At 70.7% G+C, this 19,690-nt stretch carries 19 protein-coding genes; 10 read left to right on the top strand and 9 right to left on the bottom strand.

Annotated features, from left to right (window positions below; translation table 11 throughout):
- The first annotated feature begins 33 nt into the window (after window positions 1-33).
- Both ACFY1U_RS29760 and ACFY1U_RS29755 read left to right on the top strand, forming a co-directional pair.
- Window positions 34-1,005 carry a hypothetical protein gene (locus tag ACFY1U_RS29760; RefSeq protein ID WP_390697201.1) on the top strand — a complete coding sequence of 324 codons (972 nt, stop codon included), beginning with the start codon at window positions 34-36 and terminating at the stop codon, window positions 1,003-1,005.
- 106 nt (window positions 1,006-1,111) lie between these two features.
- Window positions 1,112-1,753: an HAD family hydrolase gene (locus ACFY1U_RS29755; RefSeq protein ID WP_390697401.1), complete on the top strand. Its 642-nt coding sequence runs from the start codon at window positions 1,112-1,114 to the stop codon at window positions 1,751-1,753.
- Here ACFY1U_RS29755 and ACFY1U_RS29750 read toward each other — a convergent pair.
- Window positions 1,732-1,980, bottom strand: a complete 249-nt coding sequence (locus ACFY1U_RS29750) for a hypothetical protein (RefSeq protein WP_390697200.1) — start codon at window positions 1,978-1,980, stop codon at window positions 1,732-1,734. The two genes, ACFY1U_RS29755 and ACFY1U_RS29750, sit on opposite strands and share 22 nt — an antisense overlap.
- Before the next feature lie 164 nt (window positions 1,981-2,144).
- On the opposite strand from ACFY1U_RS29750, the gene ACFY1U_RS29745 reads away from it, so the two are divergent.
- Window positions 2,145-2,528 carry a cold-shock protein gene (locus ACFY1U_RS29745; RefSeq protein ID WP_390697199.1) on the top strand — a complete coding sequence of 128 codons (384 nt, stop codon included), beginning with the start codon at window positions 2,145-2,147 and terminating at the stop codon, window positions 2,526-2,528.
- A 22-nt stretch (window positions 2,529-2,550) separates the two neighbouring features.
- Here ACFY1U_RS29745 and ACFY1U_RS29740 read toward each other — a convergent pair whose 3' ends face one another.
- From ACFY1U_RS29740 to ACFY1U_RS29725, 4 genes are all read right to left on the bottom strand, one after another.
- Window positions 2,551-3,414: a 1,4-dihydroxy-6-naphthoate synthase gene (locus tag ACFY1U_RS29740; RefSeq protein WP_390697198.1), complete on the bottom strand. Its 864-nt coding sequence runs from the start codon at window positions 3,412-3,414 to the stop codon at window positions 2,551-2,553.
- Window positions 3,404-4,081 (bottom strand): futalosine hydrolase, encoded by a 678-nt coding sequence (locus ACFY1U_RS29735; RefSeq protein ID WP_390697197.1) that lies wholly within the window; start codon window positions 4,079-4,081, stop codon window positions 3,404-3,406. Before ACFY1U_RS29735 ends, ACFY1U_RS29740 begins: the two co-directional genes overlap by 11 nt.
- Before the next feature lie 29 nt (window positions 4,082-4,110).
- Window positions 4,111-4,602, bottom strand: coding sequence for a DUF2771 domain-containing protein (locus ACFY1U_RS29730; RefSeq protein WP_390697196.1), 492 nt, complete (start codon window positions 4,600-4,602; stop codon window positions 4,111-4,113).
- 61 nt (window positions 4,603-4,663) lie between these two features.
- Window positions 4,664-6,088: an MFS transporter gene (locus ACFY1U_RS29725; protein ID WP_390697195.1), complete on the bottom strand. Its 1,425-nt coding sequence runs from the start codon at window positions 6,086-6,088 to the stop codon at window positions 4,664-4,666.
- A gap of 344 nt (window positions 6,089-6,432) precedes the next feature.
- Between ACFY1U_RS29725 and ACFY1U_RS29720 the strand changes: the two genes are divergently transcribed.
- The 3 genes from ACFY1U_RS29720 to ACFY1U_RS29710 all read left to right on the top strand — a co-directional run bounded on the left by ACFY1U_RS29720 (window position 6,433) and on the right by ACFY1U_RS29710 (window position 11,733).
- Window positions 6,433-7,359: a DUF3027 domain-containing protein gene (locus ACFY1U_RS29720; protein WP_390697194.1), complete on the top strand. Its 927-nt coding sequence runs from the start codon at window positions 6,433-6,435 to the stop codon at window positions 7,357-7,359.
- Between the two features lie 186 nt (window positions 7,360-7,545).
- Window positions 7,546-10,689, top strand: a complete 3,144-nt coding sequence (locus ACFY1U_RS29715) for a sacsin N-terminal ATP-binding-like domain-containing protein (RefSeq protein WP_390697193.1) — start codon at window positions 7,546-7,548, stop codon at window positions 10,687-10,689.
- A 162-nt stretch (window positions 10,690-10,851) separates the two neighbouring features.
- On the top strand, window positions 10,852-11,733 hold the full coding sequence (locus ACFY1U_RS29710) for a hypothetical protein (protein WP_390697192.1): 882 nt from the start codon (window positions 10,852-10,854) through the stop codon (window positions 11,731-11,733).
- 13 nt (window positions 11,734-11,746) lie between these two features.
- Here the strand turns inward: ACFY1U_RS29710 and ACFY1U_RS29705 are convergent, their stop codons facing one another.
- Entirely contained in the window at window positions 11,747-14,140 is a 2,394-nt protein-coding gene (locus ACFY1U_RS29705) for an HAD-IC family P-type ATPase (protein WP_390697191.1), read from the bottom strand.
- Between the two features lie 215 nt (window positions 14,141-14,355).
- Window positions 14,356-14,640 (bottom strand): DUF2530 domain-containing protein, encoded by a 285-nt coding sequence (locus ACFY1U_RS29700; RefSeq protein ID WP_390697190.1) that lies wholly within the window; start codon window positions 14,638-14,640, stop codon window positions 14,356-14,358.
- A gap of 111 nt (window positions 14,641-14,751) precedes the next feature.
- Here ACFY1U_RS29700 and ACFY1U_RS29695 point away from each other — a divergent pair, with 111 nt between their 5' ends.
- Window positions 14,752-16,203 carry an NCS2 family permease gene (locus ACFY1U_RS29695; RefSeq protein ID WP_390697189.1) on the top strand — a complete coding sequence of 484 codons (1,452 nt, stop codon included), beginning with the start codon at window positions 14,752-14,754 and terminating at the stop codon, window positions 16,201-16,203.
- On the opposite strand, the gene ACFY1U_RS29690 is transcribed toward ACFY1U_RS29695, so the two are convergent.
- A complete protein-coding gene (locus ACFY1U_RS29690; RefSeq protein WP_390697188.1) occupies window positions 16,196-16,378 on the bottom strand; it encodes a ribbon-helix-helix protein, CopG family in 183 nt (60 codons plus the stop codon). The genes ACFY1U_RS29695 and ACFY1U_RS29690 overlap by 8 nt on opposite strands.
- A 153-nt stretch (window positions 16,379-16,531) precedes the next feature.
- Between ACFY1U_RS29690 and ACFY1U_RS29685 the strand changes: the two genes are divergently transcribed.
- On the top strand, window positions 16,532-16,969 hold the full coding sequence (locus tag ACFY1U_RS29685; protein ID WP_390697187.1) for a MarR family winged helix-turn-helix transcriptional regulator: 438 nt from the start codon (window positions 16,532-16,534) through the stop codon (window positions 16,967-16,969).
- Between the two features lie 26 nt (window positions 16,970-16,995).
- Window positions 16,996-18,354, top strand: coding sequence for an MFS transporter (locus tag ACFY1U_RS29680; protein ID WP_390697186.1), 1,359 nt, complete (start codon window positions 16,996-16,998; stop codon window positions 18,352-18,354).
- Window positions 18,355-18,368: 14 nt separating this feature from the next.
- On the opposite strand, the gene ACFY1U_RS29675 is transcribed toward ACFY1U_RS29680, so the two are convergent.
- Entirely contained in the window at window positions 18,369-18,956 is a 588-nt protein-coding gene (locus ACFY1U_RS29675) for a Uma2 family endonuclease (RefSeq protein WP_390697185.1), read from the bottom strand.
- A 104-nt stretch (window positions 18,957-19,060) separates the two neighbouring features.
- Between ACFY1U_RS29675 and thpR the strand changes: the two genes are divergently transcribed.
- Window positions 19,061-19,633: an RNA 2',3'-cyclic phosphodiesterase gene (thpR, locus tag ACFY1U_RS29670; protein WP_390697184.1), complete on the top strand. Its 573-nt coding sequence runs from the start codon at window positions 19,061-19,063 to the stop codon at window positions 19,631-19,633.
- The last annotated feature ends 57 nt before the right edge of the window (window positions 19,634-19,690 follow it).

Here is a 19,690-nt window from a genome sequence, read left to right as displayed (position 1 = left end):
GAAAACCAACGCACCCACCCCAAAGGGGACTTCGTGGGTATCGAGAGCGACAAGGTCGTCTACGAGTATCTGAGCCGCGTCGGCGACGTGGCGCAGCAGCGGCAGCTGCCGTCCGCCGCGCGCATGCGCCTGGTGTCGGAGCTCCGGGGTGAGATCGACCGCCGCCGGGCGAAGGCCACCGTCGACAGCCCCGCCGCGGTCCGCCGCATCCTCTCCCGGCTCGGCACCCCGGACGAGGTCGTCGCCGCGGCGGGCGGCACCGCCTCGGCACCCCAGTCGGCCCCCACCCATGTGCCGGTGCAGCGCGACGACGAACCGGACGACAGCGGGCGGCTGCCGAAGAGCCTGCGCCGGGTCGTACCGCGCCCCCGCCCCGCCCAGCCGGCCCCACCCGAGAGGCCCGCCGCCTCCCCGCCGCACATGGCGAGCGCCGAGGAACTCGGCAACAGCGCGACCCAGCCCGACTGGTGGCGGGTCGACAGCACCCCCTTCGGTGAGAGCGTCCCGGGATTCACCGGCGGTGTGGAGATCCCGGACCTGCTCAGGCCACCGCGCCCGAAGGATCTGGAGAAGGAGCCGCCACCGGCCGTCGAGCGGGCCCCGGAAGCCGAGGAGGAGACCGCACCCGAGGCCCCCGCCCCGCGTCGCCGCCTCGCGCTCCCCACCGGGGGCTGGAGCAACCCGCTCCTCCTGGTCGCCGCCGGCCTGCTCGTCGTCGGCGCGATCCTCGGCAACTGGTTCGCCCTGCTGCTCGGCTGGCTCATCGCCTACGCCTCCCGCCGCCTCACCCGCAACGAGTCCAAGTGGGCGGTCATCGGCATGCCCGGCCTCGCCGTCACGGCCGGCCTCATCTGGCTCTGGGGCAGAAACGACGGCCGCTGGGGCACCCCCATACCCCAGGGCCACATGAACGAGGCGATGGCGCAGACCTGGCCGTGGGTGGTGAGGGGCGCGGCCGTGCTGTCGGCGCTCTTCATCACCTGGCGCTCACAGAGGCGCCCCTAAAAGGGGCGCGGGGCTGTATCGATTTGCGGCGCCGCCGCGTGGGCGCGACAAGCCCCCACCCACCCGCAGCCGCCAGGCAACGGTTGTGACCGAGTCACTGGGCACAATGGCCCATATGGCCTACACGACCCCGCTCCCGCCCACCGTCGGCTTCGACCTGGACATGACCCTCATCGACTCCCGCCCCGGCATCCACGCCTGCTACCTCGCTCTTTCCGAGCGCACCGGCACATACATCGACGCCGACCTGGCCATCACCCGCCTCGGACCACCCCTCGCCGAGGAGCTCATCAACTGGTTCCCCCAGGAGCAACTGACGGAGATGGCCGACCTGTACAGGTCGATGTACCCCACGATCGCCATCGCCGCGACCCCCGCGATGCCCGGCGCCCGCGAGGCCATCGCCGCCGTACAGGCGGCCGGCGGACGCGCCATCGTCGTCACGGCCAAGTACGAGCCGAACGCCAAGCTGCACCTGGAACACCTCGGCATCCATCCCGACGAGGTCGTCGGCGACCTGTGGGCCGAGCAGAAGGCGGAGGCGCTGCGCGAGCACGGGGCCGGGATCTACGTCGGCGACCACATCGGCGACGTACGCGGCGCGCGCAAGGCCGACGCGCTGTCGGTGGCCGTGGCGACCGGTCCGTGCAGCGCGGAGGAACTGAGCACGGCCGGGGCGGACGTCGTCCTCGGGGACCTCACGGAGTTCCCCGGCTGGCTCGCGGACTACCGCCCGGCGCGCGCCTGACGGCGGCCCGCGGCGATCGACCGCAGCACTCCGGCGCCGGCGATCAGGAAGCCGACCCCCATGAGCATGCTCAGTCCGAACATGTATGTCGGAAATGGCTTCGCGTGGAGGAACAGCGGAGCCACTGTGACGAGTGTGGCCAGGGCACCGAGGAAGAACACGATGGCACCGACACGGATCAGTCGGTCACCGGGCTCGGCGGAATTCGTTTGGGTTTTGTCACGCACCGGACCAGGGTAGTTCCCTGCGCGAAGGAACAACCCGGCGACGTCTTGTCACCGGCCTGAAGACCATTAGCCTTGGTACCGGCGGGTCCGCGACGACCCGCCCGAGTGCTATCAAGAGCCGTTTCCGAAGCAGTTTTCCGACGAGTACGAGGACGAGGACAGACGTGCCTACCGGCAAGGTCAAGTGGTTCAACAGCGAGAAGGGCTTCGGCTTTCTCTCCCGTGACGACGGCGGCGACGTCTTCGTCCATTCCTCGGTCCTCCCCGCCGGAGTCGAGACGCTCAAGCCGGGCCAGCGAGTGGAGTTCGGTGTGGTCGCCGGCCAGCGCGGCGACCAGGCACTTTCCGTCACCGTCCTGGACCCGACCCCCTCGGTCGCGGCCGCCACCCGCAAGAAGCCGGACGAACTGGCCTCCATCGTCCAGGACCTGACGACCCTCCTGGAGAACATCACCCCGATGCTCGAGAAGGGCCGCTACCCCGAGAGGACCTCCGGCAAGAAGATCGCGGGCCTGCTGCGCGCGGTCGCCGACCAGCTGGACGTATAACCCTCAACAATTCCCGTATCCCCTACGGGAATTCGAGCGAATCCGGGCCGAGGGGCGGCACCAGCCCCTCGGCCGCCGCACGTGTGAGCAGTCCGCGTACCGCCGCGTAGCCGTCCTCGCCGAGGTCGTGGGTGAACTCGTTGACGTACAGGCCGATGTGCTGGTCGGCGACGGCCGGGTCCATCTCCTGGGCGTGCTCCATGACGTACGGGCGGGAGACCTCGGGCTCGTCCCAGGCAGCGCGTACGGAGGAGCGGATCGACTCGGCGAGCCCCTTCAGCACCTCCGCCCCCAGCGACCGCTTCGCGATGATCGCGCCCAGCGGGATCGGCAGCCCGGTGGTGTCCTCCCAGTGCTCGCCCATGTCGGCGAGCTTGTGCAGGCCGTAGTTCTGGTACGTGAAGCGTGCCTCGTGGATGACGAGCCCCGCGTCGACCTTCCCGTCCCGCACGGCGGGCATGATCTCGTGGAACGGCATGACCACGATCTCGCCGACCCCGCCGGGCACCGTGTCGGCGGCCCAGAGCCGGAACAGCAGATACGCCGTCGACTTCTCGCTCGGCACGGCGACGGTACGGCCCGTCAGATCCCCCGGCCCACGGGTGAGCACCAGCGGCCCGCAGCCCCGCCCCAGCGCACCCCCGCACGGCAGCAGCGCGTACTCGTCGAGGACGTACGGCAGCACGGCGTACGACACCTTCAGGACGTCGAACTCGCCGCGCTCGGCCATGCCGTTGGTGATGTCGATGTCCGCGAAGGTCACATCCAGCGCGGGGGCGCCGGAGACGCGGCCGTGGGCGAGGGCGTCGAAGACGAAGGTGTCGTTCGGGCAGGGGGAGTAGGCGATCTGCAGGGGCTGTGCGGGGTGTACGGGCTCAGTGGTCATGCTGGTTCCAACTCTCCAGTACGGTCGCGAGCTTCCCGAAGGCCTCCGTCAGGGCCGTGAGGGCGTCGCCGATGCGCCAGGCGGCGCGGTCGCGCGGGCCGACCGGATTGGAGACCGCGCGTATCTCCAGCACCGGCACGCCGTGCGCGGCGGCCGCCTCGGCCACCCCGAAGCCCTCCATGGCCTCGGCGAGGGCGCGGGGGTGGCGGGCGCGCAGGGCGGCGGCGCGCTCGGCGGTGCCGGTCACGGTGGAGACGGTGAGTACGGTGCCGGTGGGCGCCCCGGTCACGGACGCGAGGTCTCGTACGAGTGTTTTCGGCGGACGATGGGTGACGGTCCCGAAGCCGAGCTCCGTCACCGGGACGAAACCCTCGGGCGTCTCGGCGCCCAGGTCGGCCGCGGTGATCTCGTCGGCGATCACGAGGGAGCCGACGGGGGCCTCGGGCTGGAAACCGCCGGCGATTCCGGCGGAGACCACCAGGTGGTAGGGGGTGCCGCTCAGGGCGGCGGTGGTGAGGGCGGTCGCGGTGGAGGCCGCGGCGAGCGCCGGCCCCACACCGGCGGCGATCACGTCAGCCGTGAGGGGGCCGTCTCCCGTGAACGCCCGGGCCACCGCGTCCCGCTCGACGGGAACCGCGGTGGCCACGAGGACACGTACCAAAGACACGAAGGACCCGGCGGGCTCGGCAGGCGGGGTCAGTCGTTCTTCTTGAGCTTGAAGGACCACAGGCCGGTGACCGCGCTGCCGCCCTTCTTGCCGTCGCCCGCCTTGATGGTGACCAGGGTGGAGTTGCCCTGGGCGCCGTACTGGGCGTTGAAGAAGACGCTGCCCGGGATGGTGCGGTAGGTCTTGTCGCTGTCCTCGGTCAGGGGCTGACCGTTCATCAGGACCGTCCACCGCTTGTCGGCGATCTTGGGGTCGACGCCGAAGCGGACGGTGTCGTCGGGGTCGACCTTGATGGACTTGATGTTCTTGTCCTTGAGGCACTTCGCCAGGTCCGCGGTCTGCAGGGACTTGCCCTCGCCGCCGCAGGTGGCCTCCGAGCTGACGGAGGAGCGGCCGACCGTGATGGTGGACAGCGGCGTCGGCTTGTCGCACGCCGACAGGACGAGCAGTCCGGCGGAAACGGCGCCGGCGGCGGCGACGGCGCGGCGGCGTCGCACAGCATCGGATTGCATCGAGGTCATGGGCGAAGGCTATAGGGCCCGTCCGACGCTCTCTTTACCTGGGGTGCGGCGTGCCCCTGTGTTACGCCACGCGAGGCTTCGACGCACCCCCGTGCCGGGCCGAGCCGAGCAGCCCGCGGACGGTGGTGGCCCAGCCGAAGGCGATCACCGCGGCCGCCAGGGACAGCCCCGCCGCGCCGTTGAGCGGCATCACGATGCCGATCGCGCCGCCCAGCACCCAGGCCATCTGCAGCATGGTCTCGGAGCGCGCGAACGCCGACGGGCGCACCGTCTCGGGCACGTCCCGCTGGATCAGCGCGTCCAGTGCCAGCTTGGCCAGGGCCTGCGAGAACCCGGCGAACGCGGCGAGGCACGCCACCAGGAACGCGCCGAAGAAGATCGCGGCGGTGATCGCCACGCCGAGCACGATCGGCAGCACCGTCACGATGATGATCTCCGGCGCCCGCTGCCGCAGCCACGCACCGACCGCCGTACCGAGCGCGTTGCCCGCGCCCGCCGTGACGGCCACCAGGCCCAGCGACACCGCCGCGCTCTCGCCGGTCAGCGGATGCTCGCGCAGCAGGAAGGCGAGGAAGAAGGTCAGGAACCCGGACAGCCAGCGCAGGGCCGCGTTGGCGCCGAGCGCGTGGGTGACCGCGATACCGACGGTCCTCAGGCCCGGCTTCTTGACCGGTTTGATGTGCGGCCCGTGCAGATGCTGCTCGTCCGCCGCGAGCAGCGCCGTGTCCTCGCCCTTGGCCGAGTCCACCTTCGGCGCCAGCGAGAAGGACAGGAACATGCCCCAGATGTAGATCACGAAGGCGCCGTACAGCGGCCAGCGCGGACCGATGGCATGCAGCCCCGCCCCGATCGGCGCCGCGACACCGGTGGCGAGGAGACCGCCGAGCGTGACCCGGGAGTTCGCCTTCACCAGAGAGAACTTGGGCGGCAGCAGCCGGGGCACGACCGCGCTTCTGACCACGCCGTACGCCTTCGACGCGACCAGCACGCCGAGCGCGGCCGGATACAGCTCCAGGCCGCCGCCGGCGACCGCCCCGGCGATGATCAGCGCAAGGAGCGCCCGGGCGAGCATCGAGCCCGCCATCGCGGCGCGGCGGCCGTGCGGGAGCCGGTCCAGAAGCGGGCCGATGACGGGGGCGAGGACGGTGAAGGGCGCCATGGTGATGGCGAGGTAGAGCGCGACACGCCCCCGCGCCTCGTCGGTCGGCACGGAGAAGAAGACGGTGGAGGCGAGGGCGACGGTGACCATGACGTCACCGGCACCGTTCACCGCGTGCAGTTCGATCAGTTTGCCGAGGCCCGACTCACCGGCGCCGTGCGCATGCGTGGCCCTCCTGATCCCGCGGGCCGTTCCGGTCACCGGGAAGTGCAGGGCACGGCCGACCGCGCGGACGGACCCGCCGAACCGGCCCGAACCGCCACCACGACTGCTGCCCCTGATCCCACCGACCCCGGCGGTGCCTTGGGGCGTCCTTGCGGCTGCCACCCCGTCATAGTGCCCCGAGAAACCTGTGTGTAGTGCGGTTACCGCGCGTATGGGCGCGTAGTTCCTCTGCTTTTCCCAGGTGCATGCCAGATCGTTGCCGGGCCCGCGGGGGGAAACCTCCCGTCGGTGTAGGCCGAGCGGTCGGGAGAAGGTAGCGTGCGTAGCGCGTCGTGGCGAACGTTCTCGGCCGCGCGCCTCTCGGACATCCCGCAGAATGGATGCATGAGGTGCGCCCGAGTGCGATCGGGCGCGGACGTCGACGCGGCCCTCCGGTCCGCTCCGTCCGCACCCACCGCCTTCAGGCCGGCGCACCCGAGTGACGGCGTAGGAGAGAAGCGATACCTGTGAGCGCAGCGACAACGCGAAGCCGCACCCCCGACCGCCTGTGCGCCGAGGCCGTCGACCTCGCGCGCGCCGCCGCCGAGGAGGCCGCCGCGCCAGGCGTGGTCGGCGAGCATGTCGGGCTGGAGTCCGAGGGCGACCGCGTTGTCACGCACTTCTTCGAGTGCAAGGAACTCGGGTACCGCGGCTGGCGCTGGGCCGTGACGGTCGCCCGCGCCTCCCGCGCCAAGTTCGTCACGCTCGACGAGGTCGTCCTGCTGCCCGGCCCGGACGCGCTGCTCGCCCCGGAGTGGGTGCCGTGGAGCGAACGCCTGCGGCCCGGCGACATGGGCCCCGGCGATCTGCTCCCGACCGACGCCGAGGACCTGCGCCTGGAGCCCGGCTACTCCGGTGAGGAGGAGCCCGTGCCGAACGCGGCCGTCTCCGAGGAGATGGCGGAGCTGGTGGAGGCGGAGGACGCGGAGGTCACGGCGGGCGCCCCCGCGAACCTGCCCGTCGTCCCGTCCCGCGGCTCCATCGCCTCGGTCGCCGAGGAACTCGGCATGCGCCGCGCGCGCGTCCTGTCCCGCTACGGCCTGCATGTCGCCGCGGACCGCTGGGAGGAGTCGTACGGCGCGAAGACGCCGATGGCGCAGGCGGCACCGGCGTCCTGCGTGAGCTGTGGGTTCCTGCAGCCGATCGGCGGTTCACTGGGCCAGGCCTTCGGCGTCTGCGCCAACGAGTTCTCCCCGGCCGACGGCCGCGTGGTGTCCTTGGCGTACGGCTGCGGAGGCCACTCCGAGGCCGCGGTCATGCCGAAGCCCCCGCAGCCGGCACCGCCGGTGATCGACGAGACCCGCGTGGACCCGTTCCCGCTGCGCCCGGCGCCGGACTCCGGGTCCGTGCCGGTCGTCTCCGACGGGGAAGCGGCGGACCTGGGGCACTCGTAAGCCTGCAGGCGCGTCCAAACGCCGGACGGGCTGAGTTGGCTGCGCCAAAACCAGCCTCTCCGGCGTTTGAGGAGCGGGGGTCCGGGGGCTGGCCCCCGGGTCGGGACGGGTAGGGGCGGCGGGGGCGGCGAACAACTCGCGGTACCTTCGAGCTCACGCCGATGAGGGCCGATGAGGAGAGCCAACGTGAGCAAGTTCGTGCGGCCTGCACCCGAGGGCGCGGACCCCTTCGGAACCGCCCGCCTCAGGCGAGGCGTACTCGACGCCTGGGCCACCAGCCCCGCCCGGTTCCGCGAGGACGCCAACGCCGAGGAGGACCTCGTCCTCGGCGGCTACCGCGACCGCCTCGTCGTCGAACTCGCCCAGAACGCGGCGGACGCGGCGGCCCGCGCGGCCGTCCCCGGCCGCCTCCGCCTCACCCTCCGCGACGGCGTCCTCGTCGCCGCCAACACCGGCGCCCCCCTGGACGCAACCGGCGTCGAGTCGCTCTCCACCCTCCGCGCCTCCGCCAAACGCGACGCCCACGACACCGCGGTCGGCCGCTTCGGCGTCGGCTTCGCCGCCGTACTCGCCGTCACCGACGAACCCGCCCTGGTCGGCCGCCACGGCGGCGTCCGCTGGTCCCTCGCCGAGGCCCGGGAACTGGCCGCCGACACGGCACGGCACAGCCCCGGACTGGGCGACGAGATCCGCCGCCGGGACGGCCACGTCCCGCTCCTGCGGCTCCCCTTCGCCGCCGAGGGCACCGCCCCGGACCCGTACGACACCGCCGTCATCCTCCCGCTGCGCGACACCGCCGCCACCGACCTCGCCGAACGCCTCCTGGGCGCCGTCGACGACGCCCTGCTCCTCGCCCTCCCCGGCCTCGAAGAGGTCGTCGTCGAGATCAACGGCGACAGCCCCCGCACCCTCAGCCGCCGCACCAACGGCTCCTTCACCGTCGTCGACGACTCCCTGGGCGGCACCACCCACTGGCGTACGTCCTCCGCCCACGGCCCCCTCACCCCCGACCTCCTCGCCGACCGCCCCGTGGAGGAACGCCTCCGCCCGCACTGGTCCCTCACCTGGGCCGTGCCCGTCGACGCCACCGACAGCTCCCCCGCCCGCCCCCGCACCAGCGCCGTCGTCCACGCCCCCACCCCCAGCGACGAGCCCCTCGGCGTCCCCGCCCTGCTCATCGCCTCCTTCCCCCTCGACACCACCCGCCGGCACGCGGCACCCGGCCCCCTCACCGACTTCCTCGTCCAGCGCGCGGCGGACGCGTACGCCGAACTCCTCGCCGACTGGCGCCCGGTGAGCGGCGGCATCATCGACCTCGTCCCCGGCCCGCTGGGCAAGGGCGAGCTGGACGGCGCACTGCGCCAGGCGATCCTGGAGCGGCTCCCGCGGACCTCCTTCCTCCCGCCCGCCGCCGAGCCCGGCAAGGATCAGGGCGACGACCACGACCCTGAGCTGCCCGAGTCCCTCCGCCCCCGCGACGCCGAGATCGTCGAGGGCGCGGGCCACGACACGGTGCAGGTCCTCGCCGAGGTGCTCCCGACCCTCCTGCCCGCCGGACTCGAACGGCGCGTGGAACTGCGGACCTTGGGCGTCGCCCGCGTCCCGCTCACCGACGCGATCGACCGCCTCGCCGGTCTGGAGAAGGAGCCCGGCTGGTGGCGTCGGCTCTACGACAGCCTCGCCGGGGTCGACCCGGACCGCCTCTCCGGACTGCCCGTGCCGCTCGCCGACGGCCGTACCACCATCGGCCCCCGCCAGGTGCTCCTGCCCACCGCCGACGCCGCACGCATCGACCCCGAGGTGCTCGCCCGGCTCGGCCTGAAGGTCGCCCACCCGGACGCCGCCCACCCCCTCCTGGAGAAGCTCGGCGCCCTCCCGGCGACACCCCGCGCCGTCCTCACCACCCCCCAGGTACGGGCCGCCGTGGCCGCCTCCCTCGACGACGAGGGCGGACTCGACTGGGAGCAGGACGCGCCCGACGCCGAGGAACTGGCCGACACGGTTCTCGCGCTCGTACGGGACGCCGGTCTGGAGCCGGGCGACGAGCCGTGGCTCGGCGCCCTCGCCCTCCCCGACGAGGACGGCGAACTCGCCCCCGCCGGCGAACTCGTCCTCCCCGGCAGCCCCTTCCACCAGGTCATGCGGGCGGACGAACTCGCCACCGTCGACGCCGAGCTGGCCGACAAGTGGGGCGAACAACCACTGGCCGCCTGCGGTGTCCTCGCCACCTTCGCCCTCGTACGGGCCACCGACGTCGTCCTCGACCCGGACGAACTCGAACCGAGGGAAGGCGACTACGCCGAACCCGACGACGCGGGGCTGCTGGACGCCGTGGACGTGTGGAGCGAGGACGTCCTCGACCGCTTCCCGGACACACCCGTACCGCCGGTCGCCACCGAACTGGTCGCCGTACGGGACCTCGACCTGGTCGACGACGACAAGTGGCCGCAGGCCCTCGCCCTGCTCGCCCAGCCGCCCCTGCGCGACGCCCTCACCCAGCCGGTACGGATCCTGCTGCCCGACGGTACGCACGAGGTCGTACGCCCCTACACGGCCTGGTGGCTGCGCGGCCACCCGGTCCTCGACGGCCGCCGCCCGGCCGGGCTGCTGGCGTCCGGCGGCGACCCCCTTCTGCGGGGCCTGTACGACGAGGCCGACGCGACCGGCTTCGACGACGAGCAGGTGCTGCGGGCGCTCGGCGTACGGACATCGGTGTCGGCCCTGCTCGACGAGCCGGGCGGCGCCGCCGAACTCCTGGACCGCCTCGCCGACCCCGAGCGTGAGGTCACGGGGGCCCAACTGCACGCCCTCTACGGCGCGTTGGCCGATCTGGACCCCGAGCAGGTGACCCTGCCGGACGAGCTGCGGGCCGTTGTCGACGGCCGGGTCGAGGTCGTGGACGCCGCCGACGCCGTGGTCGTCGACTCCCCGGACCTGCTGCCCTTCACCGAGGGCGTCCCCCTCCTGCCGGTACGCCCGGCCCGATCCGCCGAACTGGCCGAACTGTTCCAGGTGCGGCGCCTGAGCGAATCCGTGACGGGCGAAGTCACCTCCGAGGGCACCGAACACGACGTACCGGACGCGGTACGGGTCCTGCTGGGCGCCGGTACGCCCGACACGTACGTCGAACACGAGGAACTCGTCGTCGACGGTGTGGAGCTGGACTGGCGCCTGACGGCGGACGGGGTGCTGCACGCGGCCACCCTGGAGGGCGTGGCCGCGGGCCTCGCCTGGGCGGCGGGCCAGTGGCCCCGGCGCTTCGAGGTGGCGGCCCTGCTGGAGGACCCGTCCCGGACGGAGGAACTGGCCCGGGACCGCTGGTTCGACTGACGGGCACGGAGGGAACTCCGGGGCGGCCGGTTCCCGATCTTGGCAAGAGATTTGCCATCACGGTCAGAAATTCGCTTCGGCCGTACAACTTTTCACAACCGTCACGGATCTGACCCCCTGAGCCAACAGGCTCCACGATCACTTTCTCCACTTGGGGAACACATGCGCATACGTGCCACCGTGGCCGCCGTCTCCGGCGCCCTGGCCCTTTCCTCCTTCGCCCTGCCGGCCGCCCACGCCGCCGACGCCCCGTCGTACCAGACGGAGGCCGCGAAGATTCTCGCCGCGCACGGCAGGACCGCCTTCAGCAGCAGCGCCGCCGCCGCGGACCTGGGCGTCACCTTCTCGAACCTCAAGATCGCCAAGACGATCAAGGTCGGCACCACGAACCACGTCGCCGCCACGGTCACCTACACGCTGACCCACGGGGCGAACTACGACATCAACTCCAGCGACTTCGACAGCGGCCCCCTCATCTACAAGGGCAGCTCGATCACCAACGCCCAGAACGTGCTCGGCGGCGAACTGCCCGCCACCTGCACGGCCACCTCGGACACCACGGCCAACTGCAAGGGCGACATCGACATCTTCCCGGTCAACGAGGGCGGCACCGCCGGTGACCTGCTCAACTCGGACGCGGGCACGTGGTCGGCGGGCGCGCTCGCGCTGCAGTACAGCACCGGGGACCACTCCCTGCAGGGCGGCCTCGGCAGCACCCTCGTCCAGCGCAACTCCACGCTGACGGTCAACGCCACCCCGGAGCCGGTGAAGAAGGGCAAGACCATCACCGTGGTCGGCAAGCTCTCCCGCGCCAACTGGGAGGACCACAAGTACCACGGCTACAGCACCCAGCCGGTGAAGCTGCAGTTCCGCAAGAAGGGCTCCAGCACCTACACCACGCTGAAGACCATCAAGACGAGCACCACGGGTGACCTGAAGACGACGACCACGGCCACGGTCGACGGCTACTACCGCTACTCGTTCGCGGGCACCACGACGACCCCGGCGGTCAACGCCACGGGCGACTTCGTCGACGTGCAGTAAGTATCCGCACCCGCTAGGCGGGAAAGCGGCGGTCGACCCACTTCCACAGCACCTCCAGGGCGACCGCCGCCACCGCCGCGATGCCGACCGCGACCCACGGCATCGTCTCGCCGACCAGCTTCAGCGCGAAGAAGTGCTGGAGCTGCGGCACGATCAGCACGAAGAGGAACGCCACGCCCATCGAGGCCACCAGGGCGATCCGCCACCAGGTGTAGGGGCGGGCGATGATCGCCAGGACCCACATGGAGATCAGGAACAGGGTCAGCGTGGCGGCGCTGGTCTCCGCGTCCAGCTGGCCCGGCCCGGTGTAGTAGTGACGGGCGATCAGATACATCACGAAGGTCGCCACGGCGGCCACCACCCCGCCGGGGATCGAGTACCTCATCACCCGCCGTACGAAGTGGGGTTTCGCCCGTTCCTTGTTGGGCGCCAGGGCGAGGAAGAAGGCCGGGATGCCGATCGTCAGGGTGGAGAGAAGCGTCAAGTGCCTCGGCAGGAACGGATACTCCACCTGCCAGCACACCACCAGCACCGCCAGCAGCACCGAGTAGACCGTCTTCACAAGGAACAGGGTCGCCACCCGCGTGATGTTGCCGATGACCCGCCGGCCCTCCGCGACCACCGAGGGCAGCGTCGCGAAGCTGTTGTTCAGCAGCACGATCTGTGCGACCGCCCGGGTGGCCTCCGAACCCGAGCCCATGGACACGCCGATGTCGGCGTCCTTGAGCGCCAGTACGTCGTTCACGCCATCGCCCGTCATCGCGACCGTGTGGCCGCGGGACTGCAGGGCGCCCACCATGTCCCGCTTCTGCTGCGGGGTGACGCGTCCGAACACCGTGCCCTTGTCGAGGGACTTCGCCATTTCCTCCTGCTCGGAGGGCAGGTGGCGGGCGTCCACGGTCGTGCCGGTCAGGCCCAGCTTGGCGGCCACCGCGCCGACCGACACCGCGTTGTCGCCGGAGATGACCTTGGCGCGGACGTCCTGGTCGGCGAAGTAGCGCAGGGTGTCCGCCGCGTCGGGGCGCAGACGCTGTTCCAGGACGACGAGGGCGGCGGGCCTCGCCCCGTTCGCGGGCTCGGGGTCGTCCAGGTCGCGGCCGGCCCGGGCGAGCAGCAGCACCCGTAGGCCCTGCTCGTTCAGCCGCCCGGTCTCCTTGAGGGCGGGGTCGCCTGCGGCCAGCAGCACGTCGGGCGCCCCCAGCAGCCACGTACTCGACTCGCCGTTGCCCTCGCTGAAGGTGGCGCCGCTGTACTTGCGGGCGGAGGAAAAGGGCAGGGACTCCGTGCAGCGCCAGTCCTCGACGTCCGGGTAGGCGTCGATGATCGCCTGGAGGGAGGCGTTCGGCCGGGGGTCGGACTCGCCGAGGGCGCCGAGGACCTTGCGTACGTACGACTCGTCGGTCCCCTGCAGCGGCCTGAGCTCGGTGACGTCCATGCCGCCCTCGGTGAGGGTGCCGGTCTTGTCGAGGCAGACGGTGTCGATGCGGGCGAGGCCCTCGATGGCCGGGAGTTCCTGAACGAGGCACTGTTTTCGGCCAAGTCGTATGACGCCTATCGCGAAGGCGACCGACGTCAGCAGCACCAGCCCCTCCGGGACCATCGGGACGATGCCGCCCACCGTCCGCGCGACCGAGTCCTTGAAGCCGTGCTGTTTGACCACCAGCTGGCTGATGACCAGGCCGATCGCGGTCGGGATCATCATCCACGTCACGTACTTGAGGATGGTCGAGATACCGGTGCGCAGCTCGGAGTGGACCAGGGTGAAGCGGGAGGCCTCCTCGGCGAGCTGGGCGGCGTAGGCCTCACGGCCCACCTTGGTCGCCTTGAAGGCTCCGCCGCCCGCCACCACGAAGCTGCCGGACATCACCTGGTCCCCGGGCTTCTTGACCACCGGGTCGGCCTCTCCGGTGAGCAGCGACTCGTCGATCTCCAGCCCGTCGGCCTCGACGCACACCCCGTCGACGACGGCCTTGTCCCCCGGCCCGATCTCGATCAGGTCGTCCAGCACGATCCGAGACGTACTGATCGCGGCGGCCACCCCGTCCCGCCGCACCGTGGGCCGCGCCTCCCCGATCACCGCGAGCGAGTCCAGGGTCTTCTTCGCCCGCCACTCCTGGATGATGCCGATGCCGGTGTTGGCGATGATCACGTATCCGAACAGGCTGTCCTGGAACGGCGCGACGAACAGCATGATCAGCCAGAGCACACCGATGATCGCGTTGAACCGCGTGAAGACGTTCGCCCGGACGATCTCGCCCATCGACCGGCTGCTGCGCACCGGAACGTCATTGACCTGCCCCCGCGAGACCCGCTCGGCCACCTCGGCCGCGGTGAGCCCCCGCGCCGGCACCGGAAAAGGTACGGGGTGCACAGGGTCGAGCTCCGCGCCCGCGTCGATGTGCGTCATGCATTCGACGGTACGTGTGGATTTACGCCTTCACCCGCCGAGTGCCCGGAAGATCCGACCTGGGGATGAGCGAACTCGTGCGGTGGTTGTACGCGCACTTCTCGGCGCGGCCGGCATCTTCAGCCCGTCCGGCGCTTGAGGACGAGGCCGTTCAGGCCGAAAGCGGGGGTCTGGGGGCGGCAGCCCCCAGCAGGGCCCGCACCACCGCCGGGTGCCTATTCGGCCGACGTCGCCTGTTCCGCCGGCGCTGATTCCGCGGCAGCGGCCCGCTTGATCGCCGCGTCCCGCTTCCGCACGAACCACACGCCGTACAGCCCGAGCACGCCCCCGGTCAGGCACGTCCACAGCCACCACAGATGCCCGTGGTCGTCGAACCAGCCGTAGAAGGGAAGCTGCACCAGGAAGAGGACGAACCAGAGGATCGTGCCGCCGGTGATGGTGGCGACCACGGGGCCCTCAAGGGGCTCCGGCGCCTCGTGCTGGGGGGTCCACTTCGCCATGCGCACAGCTTACGAGGCGCACGGGTCTACGCGCGGAGATAGCACCACCGGACTCATATGTTCATACTGAAACCGTTTGCGCACGTCCACTTCTGCTCGTAGGAACCTCCAATGTCCACCTCGGCCCCCGCCAAGGTCCCCACCCCCGAACAGTCGGGGAAGGCGCCCGTCTCCGGCGCTCTCGACCGCTACTTCAAGATCTCCGAGCGGGGCAGCACCCTGCCGCGCGAGATCCGCGGCGGTTTCGCCACCTTCTTCGCGATGGCCTACATCATCGTGCTGAACCCGATCATCCTGGGCAGCGCGAAGGACATGTACGGGCACCAGCTCGACAACGGCCAGCTGGTCACGGCGACGGCCGTGACAGCGGCGTTCACCACGCTCCTCATGGGCGTCGTCGGCAATGTGCCGATCGCGCTCGCCGCCGGTCTCGGTGTGAACTCGGTTGTCGCGCTCCAGCTCGCTCCCCGGATGGCCTGGCCGGACGCCATGGGCATGGTGGTCCTGGCCGGCTTCATCGTGATGCTGCTGGTCGCCACCGGACTGCGCGAGCGCGTCATGAACGCCGTGCCCTACAGCCTGCGCAAGGCGATCTCCATCGGTATCGGCCTGTTCATCATGCTGATCGGCCTGGTCGACTCGGGCTTCGTCTCCCGGATCCCGGACGCCGCCCACACCACCGTCCCACTCCAGCTCGGCGCGGACGGCCACCTGGGCGGCTGGCCCGTCCTGGTCTTCATCCTGGGCGCGCTGCTCACTCTCGCGCTGATCGTCCGCAAGGTCTCCGGCGCGATCCTGATCTCGATCGTGGCGATGACGGTCCTCGCGCTGATCATCGACGCCGTCGCGAAGGTCCCGACCTGGGGCCTGACGACGCCCAAGTGGCCCGGCAACCCGGTCGCCACCCCCGACTTCGGTCTGATCGGAAAGGTCAGCCTGTTCGGCGGCTTCTCCCACGTCGGTGTGCTGACCGGCATCCTCTTCGTCTTCACCGTGCTGCTGTCGTGCTTCTTCGACGCGATGGGCACGATCATGGGCGTCAGCGACGAGGCCAAGCTGACCGACGCCCAGGGCTATATGCCGGGCATCAACAAGGTCCTGTTCATCGACGGCCTCGCGGTCGCGACCGGCGGCGCCAGCTCCTCCTCGGCCACCACCGCGTTCGTGGAGTCCACGGCGGGCGTCGGCGAAGGCGCCCGTACGGGCTTCGCGAACGTCGTCACCGGCGGTCTGTTCGCCGTCGCCCTGTTCCTGACCCCCGTCGCCACGATGGTCCCGTCCCAGGCGGCCACCCCGGCCCTGCTCGCGGTGGGCTTCCTGATCCTGGCCGGCTCCATCAAGGAGATCGACTGGGCGGACTACACGATCGCCATCCCCGCCTTCGTGACGATGGTGATGATGCCGTTCACCTACTCGATCACCAACGGCATCGGCATGGGCTTCATCACCTTCGTGGTGCTGCGCCTCGCGGCCGGCCGGGGCCGGGAGGTCCCGGTGGCGATGTACGTGGTCGCGGCGGTGTTCGGCTTCTACTACCTGATGCCCGCGCTCGGTCTCACGTGACGCCGTAGAACCTCTCGGTCTCCTCCACGGCGGACTGGAAGCGCTCGTCGAAGTCATCCCGAATGAGCGTCCGGACGACATAGTCCTGGACGCTCATTCCTCTTTTCGCGGCGTGGTCCCGGAGTCGTTCGAGCAGCTCTCCGTCTATCCGCAGGCTGAGCACACTGGTCCCCATGCCTACGAGGGTCGCTGCACCCTTCGGCGCGGTGTGTCACGTTCCGCGTCTCGATCACCCAAATGAGTGATGTTCCGGTTCAGTGGCGCGAGTCACGGGCATTCGGCGCGCCCCGCCTGGTCCTTAGCGAGAGTAATGAGTTACTCTAAATACATGTCGGACCTCAGCCATGGCGACGATGCTGCCGCCGTGAACTCCCTGCGATCAGCTGTCATGCGGCTTTCCCGTCGGCTCAAGCACCAGCGGGTCGACGAGTCGCTTAGCCCCACCGAGATGTCGGTGCTGGGCACCCTCTCCAACTGCGGTAGCGCCACACCCGGCGAGCTCGCCCGCAAGGAGCACGTGCAGCCGCCGTCGATGACCCGCATCGTCGCGCTGCTCGAAGCCAAGGGGCTGGTCCGGCTGGAGCCGCACCCCGAGGACCGGCGCCAGAAGGTCGTCACCAAGACCGAACAGGCCGAGGCCATGCTCGCGGAGAGCCGCGCCAAGCGGAACGCGTTCCTGGCCAACCTGGTCGACGGCCTCGACGAGGACGAGTGGGCGACACTGCGCGCCGCCGCCCCCGTGCTGGAGAAGCTCGCACACCTGTAAGCCGACAAAAGAGGAGGCGAACCCTTTTGAGTACGGGACCCGGAGCAGATTCCGCCCCCGCACCGACACCTACTACCCCCGCTTCACCCCCGCTCTCCCGCAAGTCCTCGATGTTCAGCTCGCTGAAGGTCAGGAACTACCGCCTGTTCTTCATGGGCCAGGTCGTCTCCAACATAGGCACCTGGATGCAGCGCATCGCCCAGGACTGGCTGGTCCTGAGCCTCACCGGCTCCGCCACGGCCGTCGGCGTCACGACGGCCCTGCAGTTCCTGCCGATGCTGTTCCTCGGCCTCTACGGCGGCGTCCTCGTCGACCGCCTGCCCAAGCGCCGTACGCTGCTCGTCACCCAGACCTCGATGGCCGTCACCGGTATCGCGCTCGCCGCGCTCACCCTCTCCGGCCACGTCCAGGTCTGGCACGTCTACCTCGCCGCCTTCGCCGTGGGCCTCGCCACGGTCGTCGACAACCCGGCCCGCCAGTCCTTCGTCTCCGAGATGGTCGGCCCGGACCAGCTGCAGAACGCGGTCAGCCTCAACTCCGCCAACTTCCAGTCCGCCCGCCTGGTCGGCCCCGCCGTGGCCGGTCTGATGATCACCGGCGTGGGCACCGGCTGGGCGTTCCTCTTCAACGGCCTGTCCTTCGTCGCCCCGGTCGCCGGCCTGCTGCTGATGCGGGCGCGCGAGCTGTACGTCGTCGAGCGGGCACCGCGCGGAAAGGGCCAGCTGCGGGAGGGACTCCACTATGTCGCCGGGCGCCCCGACCTGATCTGGACCATCGTCCTCGTCGGGTTCATCGGCACCTTCGGCTTCAACTTCCCGGTCTACCTCTCGGCCTTCGCGGACGACGTCTTCCACGCGGGCGCCGGCTCCTACAGCGCCTTCAACACCGTGATGGCGGTCGGCTCCCTGGCAGGCGCACTCCTGGCCGCAAGGCGAGGTACGGCCCGGATGCGGGTGATGATCGGGGCGGCGGCGGCCTTCGGCGCCCTGGAACTGGTGGCCGCGACCGCACCCTCGCTCTGGCTGTTCGCCCTGCTGATGGCCCCGATCGGCATGTTCGGCATGACGATCAACGTCACCGCCAACACCAGCATCCAGATGGCCACCGATCCCGCCATGCGCGGCCGGGTCATGGCCCTCTACATGATGGTCTTCCTCGGCGGATCCCCGATCGGCGCACCCATCGCGGGCTGGGTCACGGACGCGTACGGCGTCCGGGCGGGCCTGGCCGTGGGCGGCGCGATCGCCACGGCGGCGGCCGTCACCATCGGCCTGATCCTGGCCAGGGTCGGCGGCCTGCGGCTGTCGGTCGGCTGGAACCACGGCCGTCCGGTCGTGCGGTTCGTGCCGCGGGAGCGGCAGGAGGAGTTGGCGGCCGCGGCGTAGGAAGGGCGGCGGGGTCAGTCGCGGGGGAACTCGTCGGTCTTGAGGACGAGGCCGACCACGGTCCCGGTCAGGTCGATGTCGTCGCCGAAGTCGAGACTGACCTCGCCCCGGTACTCGCCGTCCTTCGGCAGGGTGTGCAGGTGCCACTTTCCGGTGTAGGGGTCCACAAGCAGGTACACCGGTACGTCCGCGAGGGCGTAGGTGGTCTTCTTGGGGCCGTAGTCGTTGGCGGCGGTGTCCTTGGAGATCACCTCGGCGACGAACTCGACGTCCTTGTAGTGCCAGCGGCCCTTGTCGTCCAGCTGCGCGTCCTCGGCGATCAGCGTGACGTCGGTGGCGAATCCGTTGAGGCGGCCGGGGTAGTCGATGCGGACATCGGACATCAGACGCTTCCTGGGGTACCGGCTGCGCAGCTGGTCGAGGATGTCGAAAGTGATTTGCCAGTGAGTCCGGCGCTGCGGCGACATACAGATCTGCCCCCCGACGATCTCGGTCTTGTATCCCTCGGGGATGGGCATCTTGTCCAGCCACTCGAACATCGCGTCGAGTGTGAGCTCGTCACCGCTGTCGGCCATCTCGATCCTGTCTTCCAGGACGGTCATCGTGGCGCTCCTCCCCGGCTGCCGCTCGGTCAGGGACAGCCGCGCAGTACAACGATACGCACGGTGACCGGGTCACGCATGGACGCGGGAGTGAGACTGGCCTCATGAGACTCTTCGCCGCCGTGCTGCCCCCCGAGGGGTCCGTCGATGAACTCGCCGCCGAGGTGGCCGCATTGAAGAAGCTGCCGGACGCGGGGGCGCTTCGCTGGACGGCGCGGGAGGGCTGGCACTTCACGCTCGCGTTCTACGGAGAGGTCGACGAGGACCTCGTACCGGAGCTGTCGGCCCGGCTGGAGCGGATGGCACGGCGGTCCGAGCCCTTTGCGCTGGCCCTGCGGGGCGGTGGCCAGTTCGGACATGGGCGGGCGCTGTGGGTGGGCGCGGAGGGGGAACTGCCGGCCCTGCGGCTGCTCGCCGACCGCGCGGAGGCCGCGGCGCGGAAGGCGGGGGTGGCGATGGGGGAGCACCGGCGGTACAAGGCGCATCTGACGGTGGCGCGGAGCCGGGACGCGGTGGACGTACGGCCGTATGTCGCCGCGCTCGGGGAGTTCACGAGCCGTACCTGGACGGTGGGGGAGCTGGTGCTGGTGCGGAGCAATCTGCCGAGGTCCGGGGTGCCGGGGGAGCAGCCGCGTTATGAGGCGGTCGCCCGTTGGGCGCTCGGGGGCGCCGGTTAGGCTCGGGTACGTGGACCCGAAGACCCGGAACCGGATCATGGCCGGTGTGCTCGTGCT

It is taken from the genome of Streptomyces sp. NPDC001351 (genome assembly GCF_042896045.1).
GTDB lineage: Bacteria > Actinomycetota > Actinomycetes > Streptomycetales > Streptomycetaceae > Streptomyces.
The sequence above is the reverse complement of the archived record's forward strand: the minus strand, read 5'-3'. Positions and strand labels throughout refer to the sequence as shown.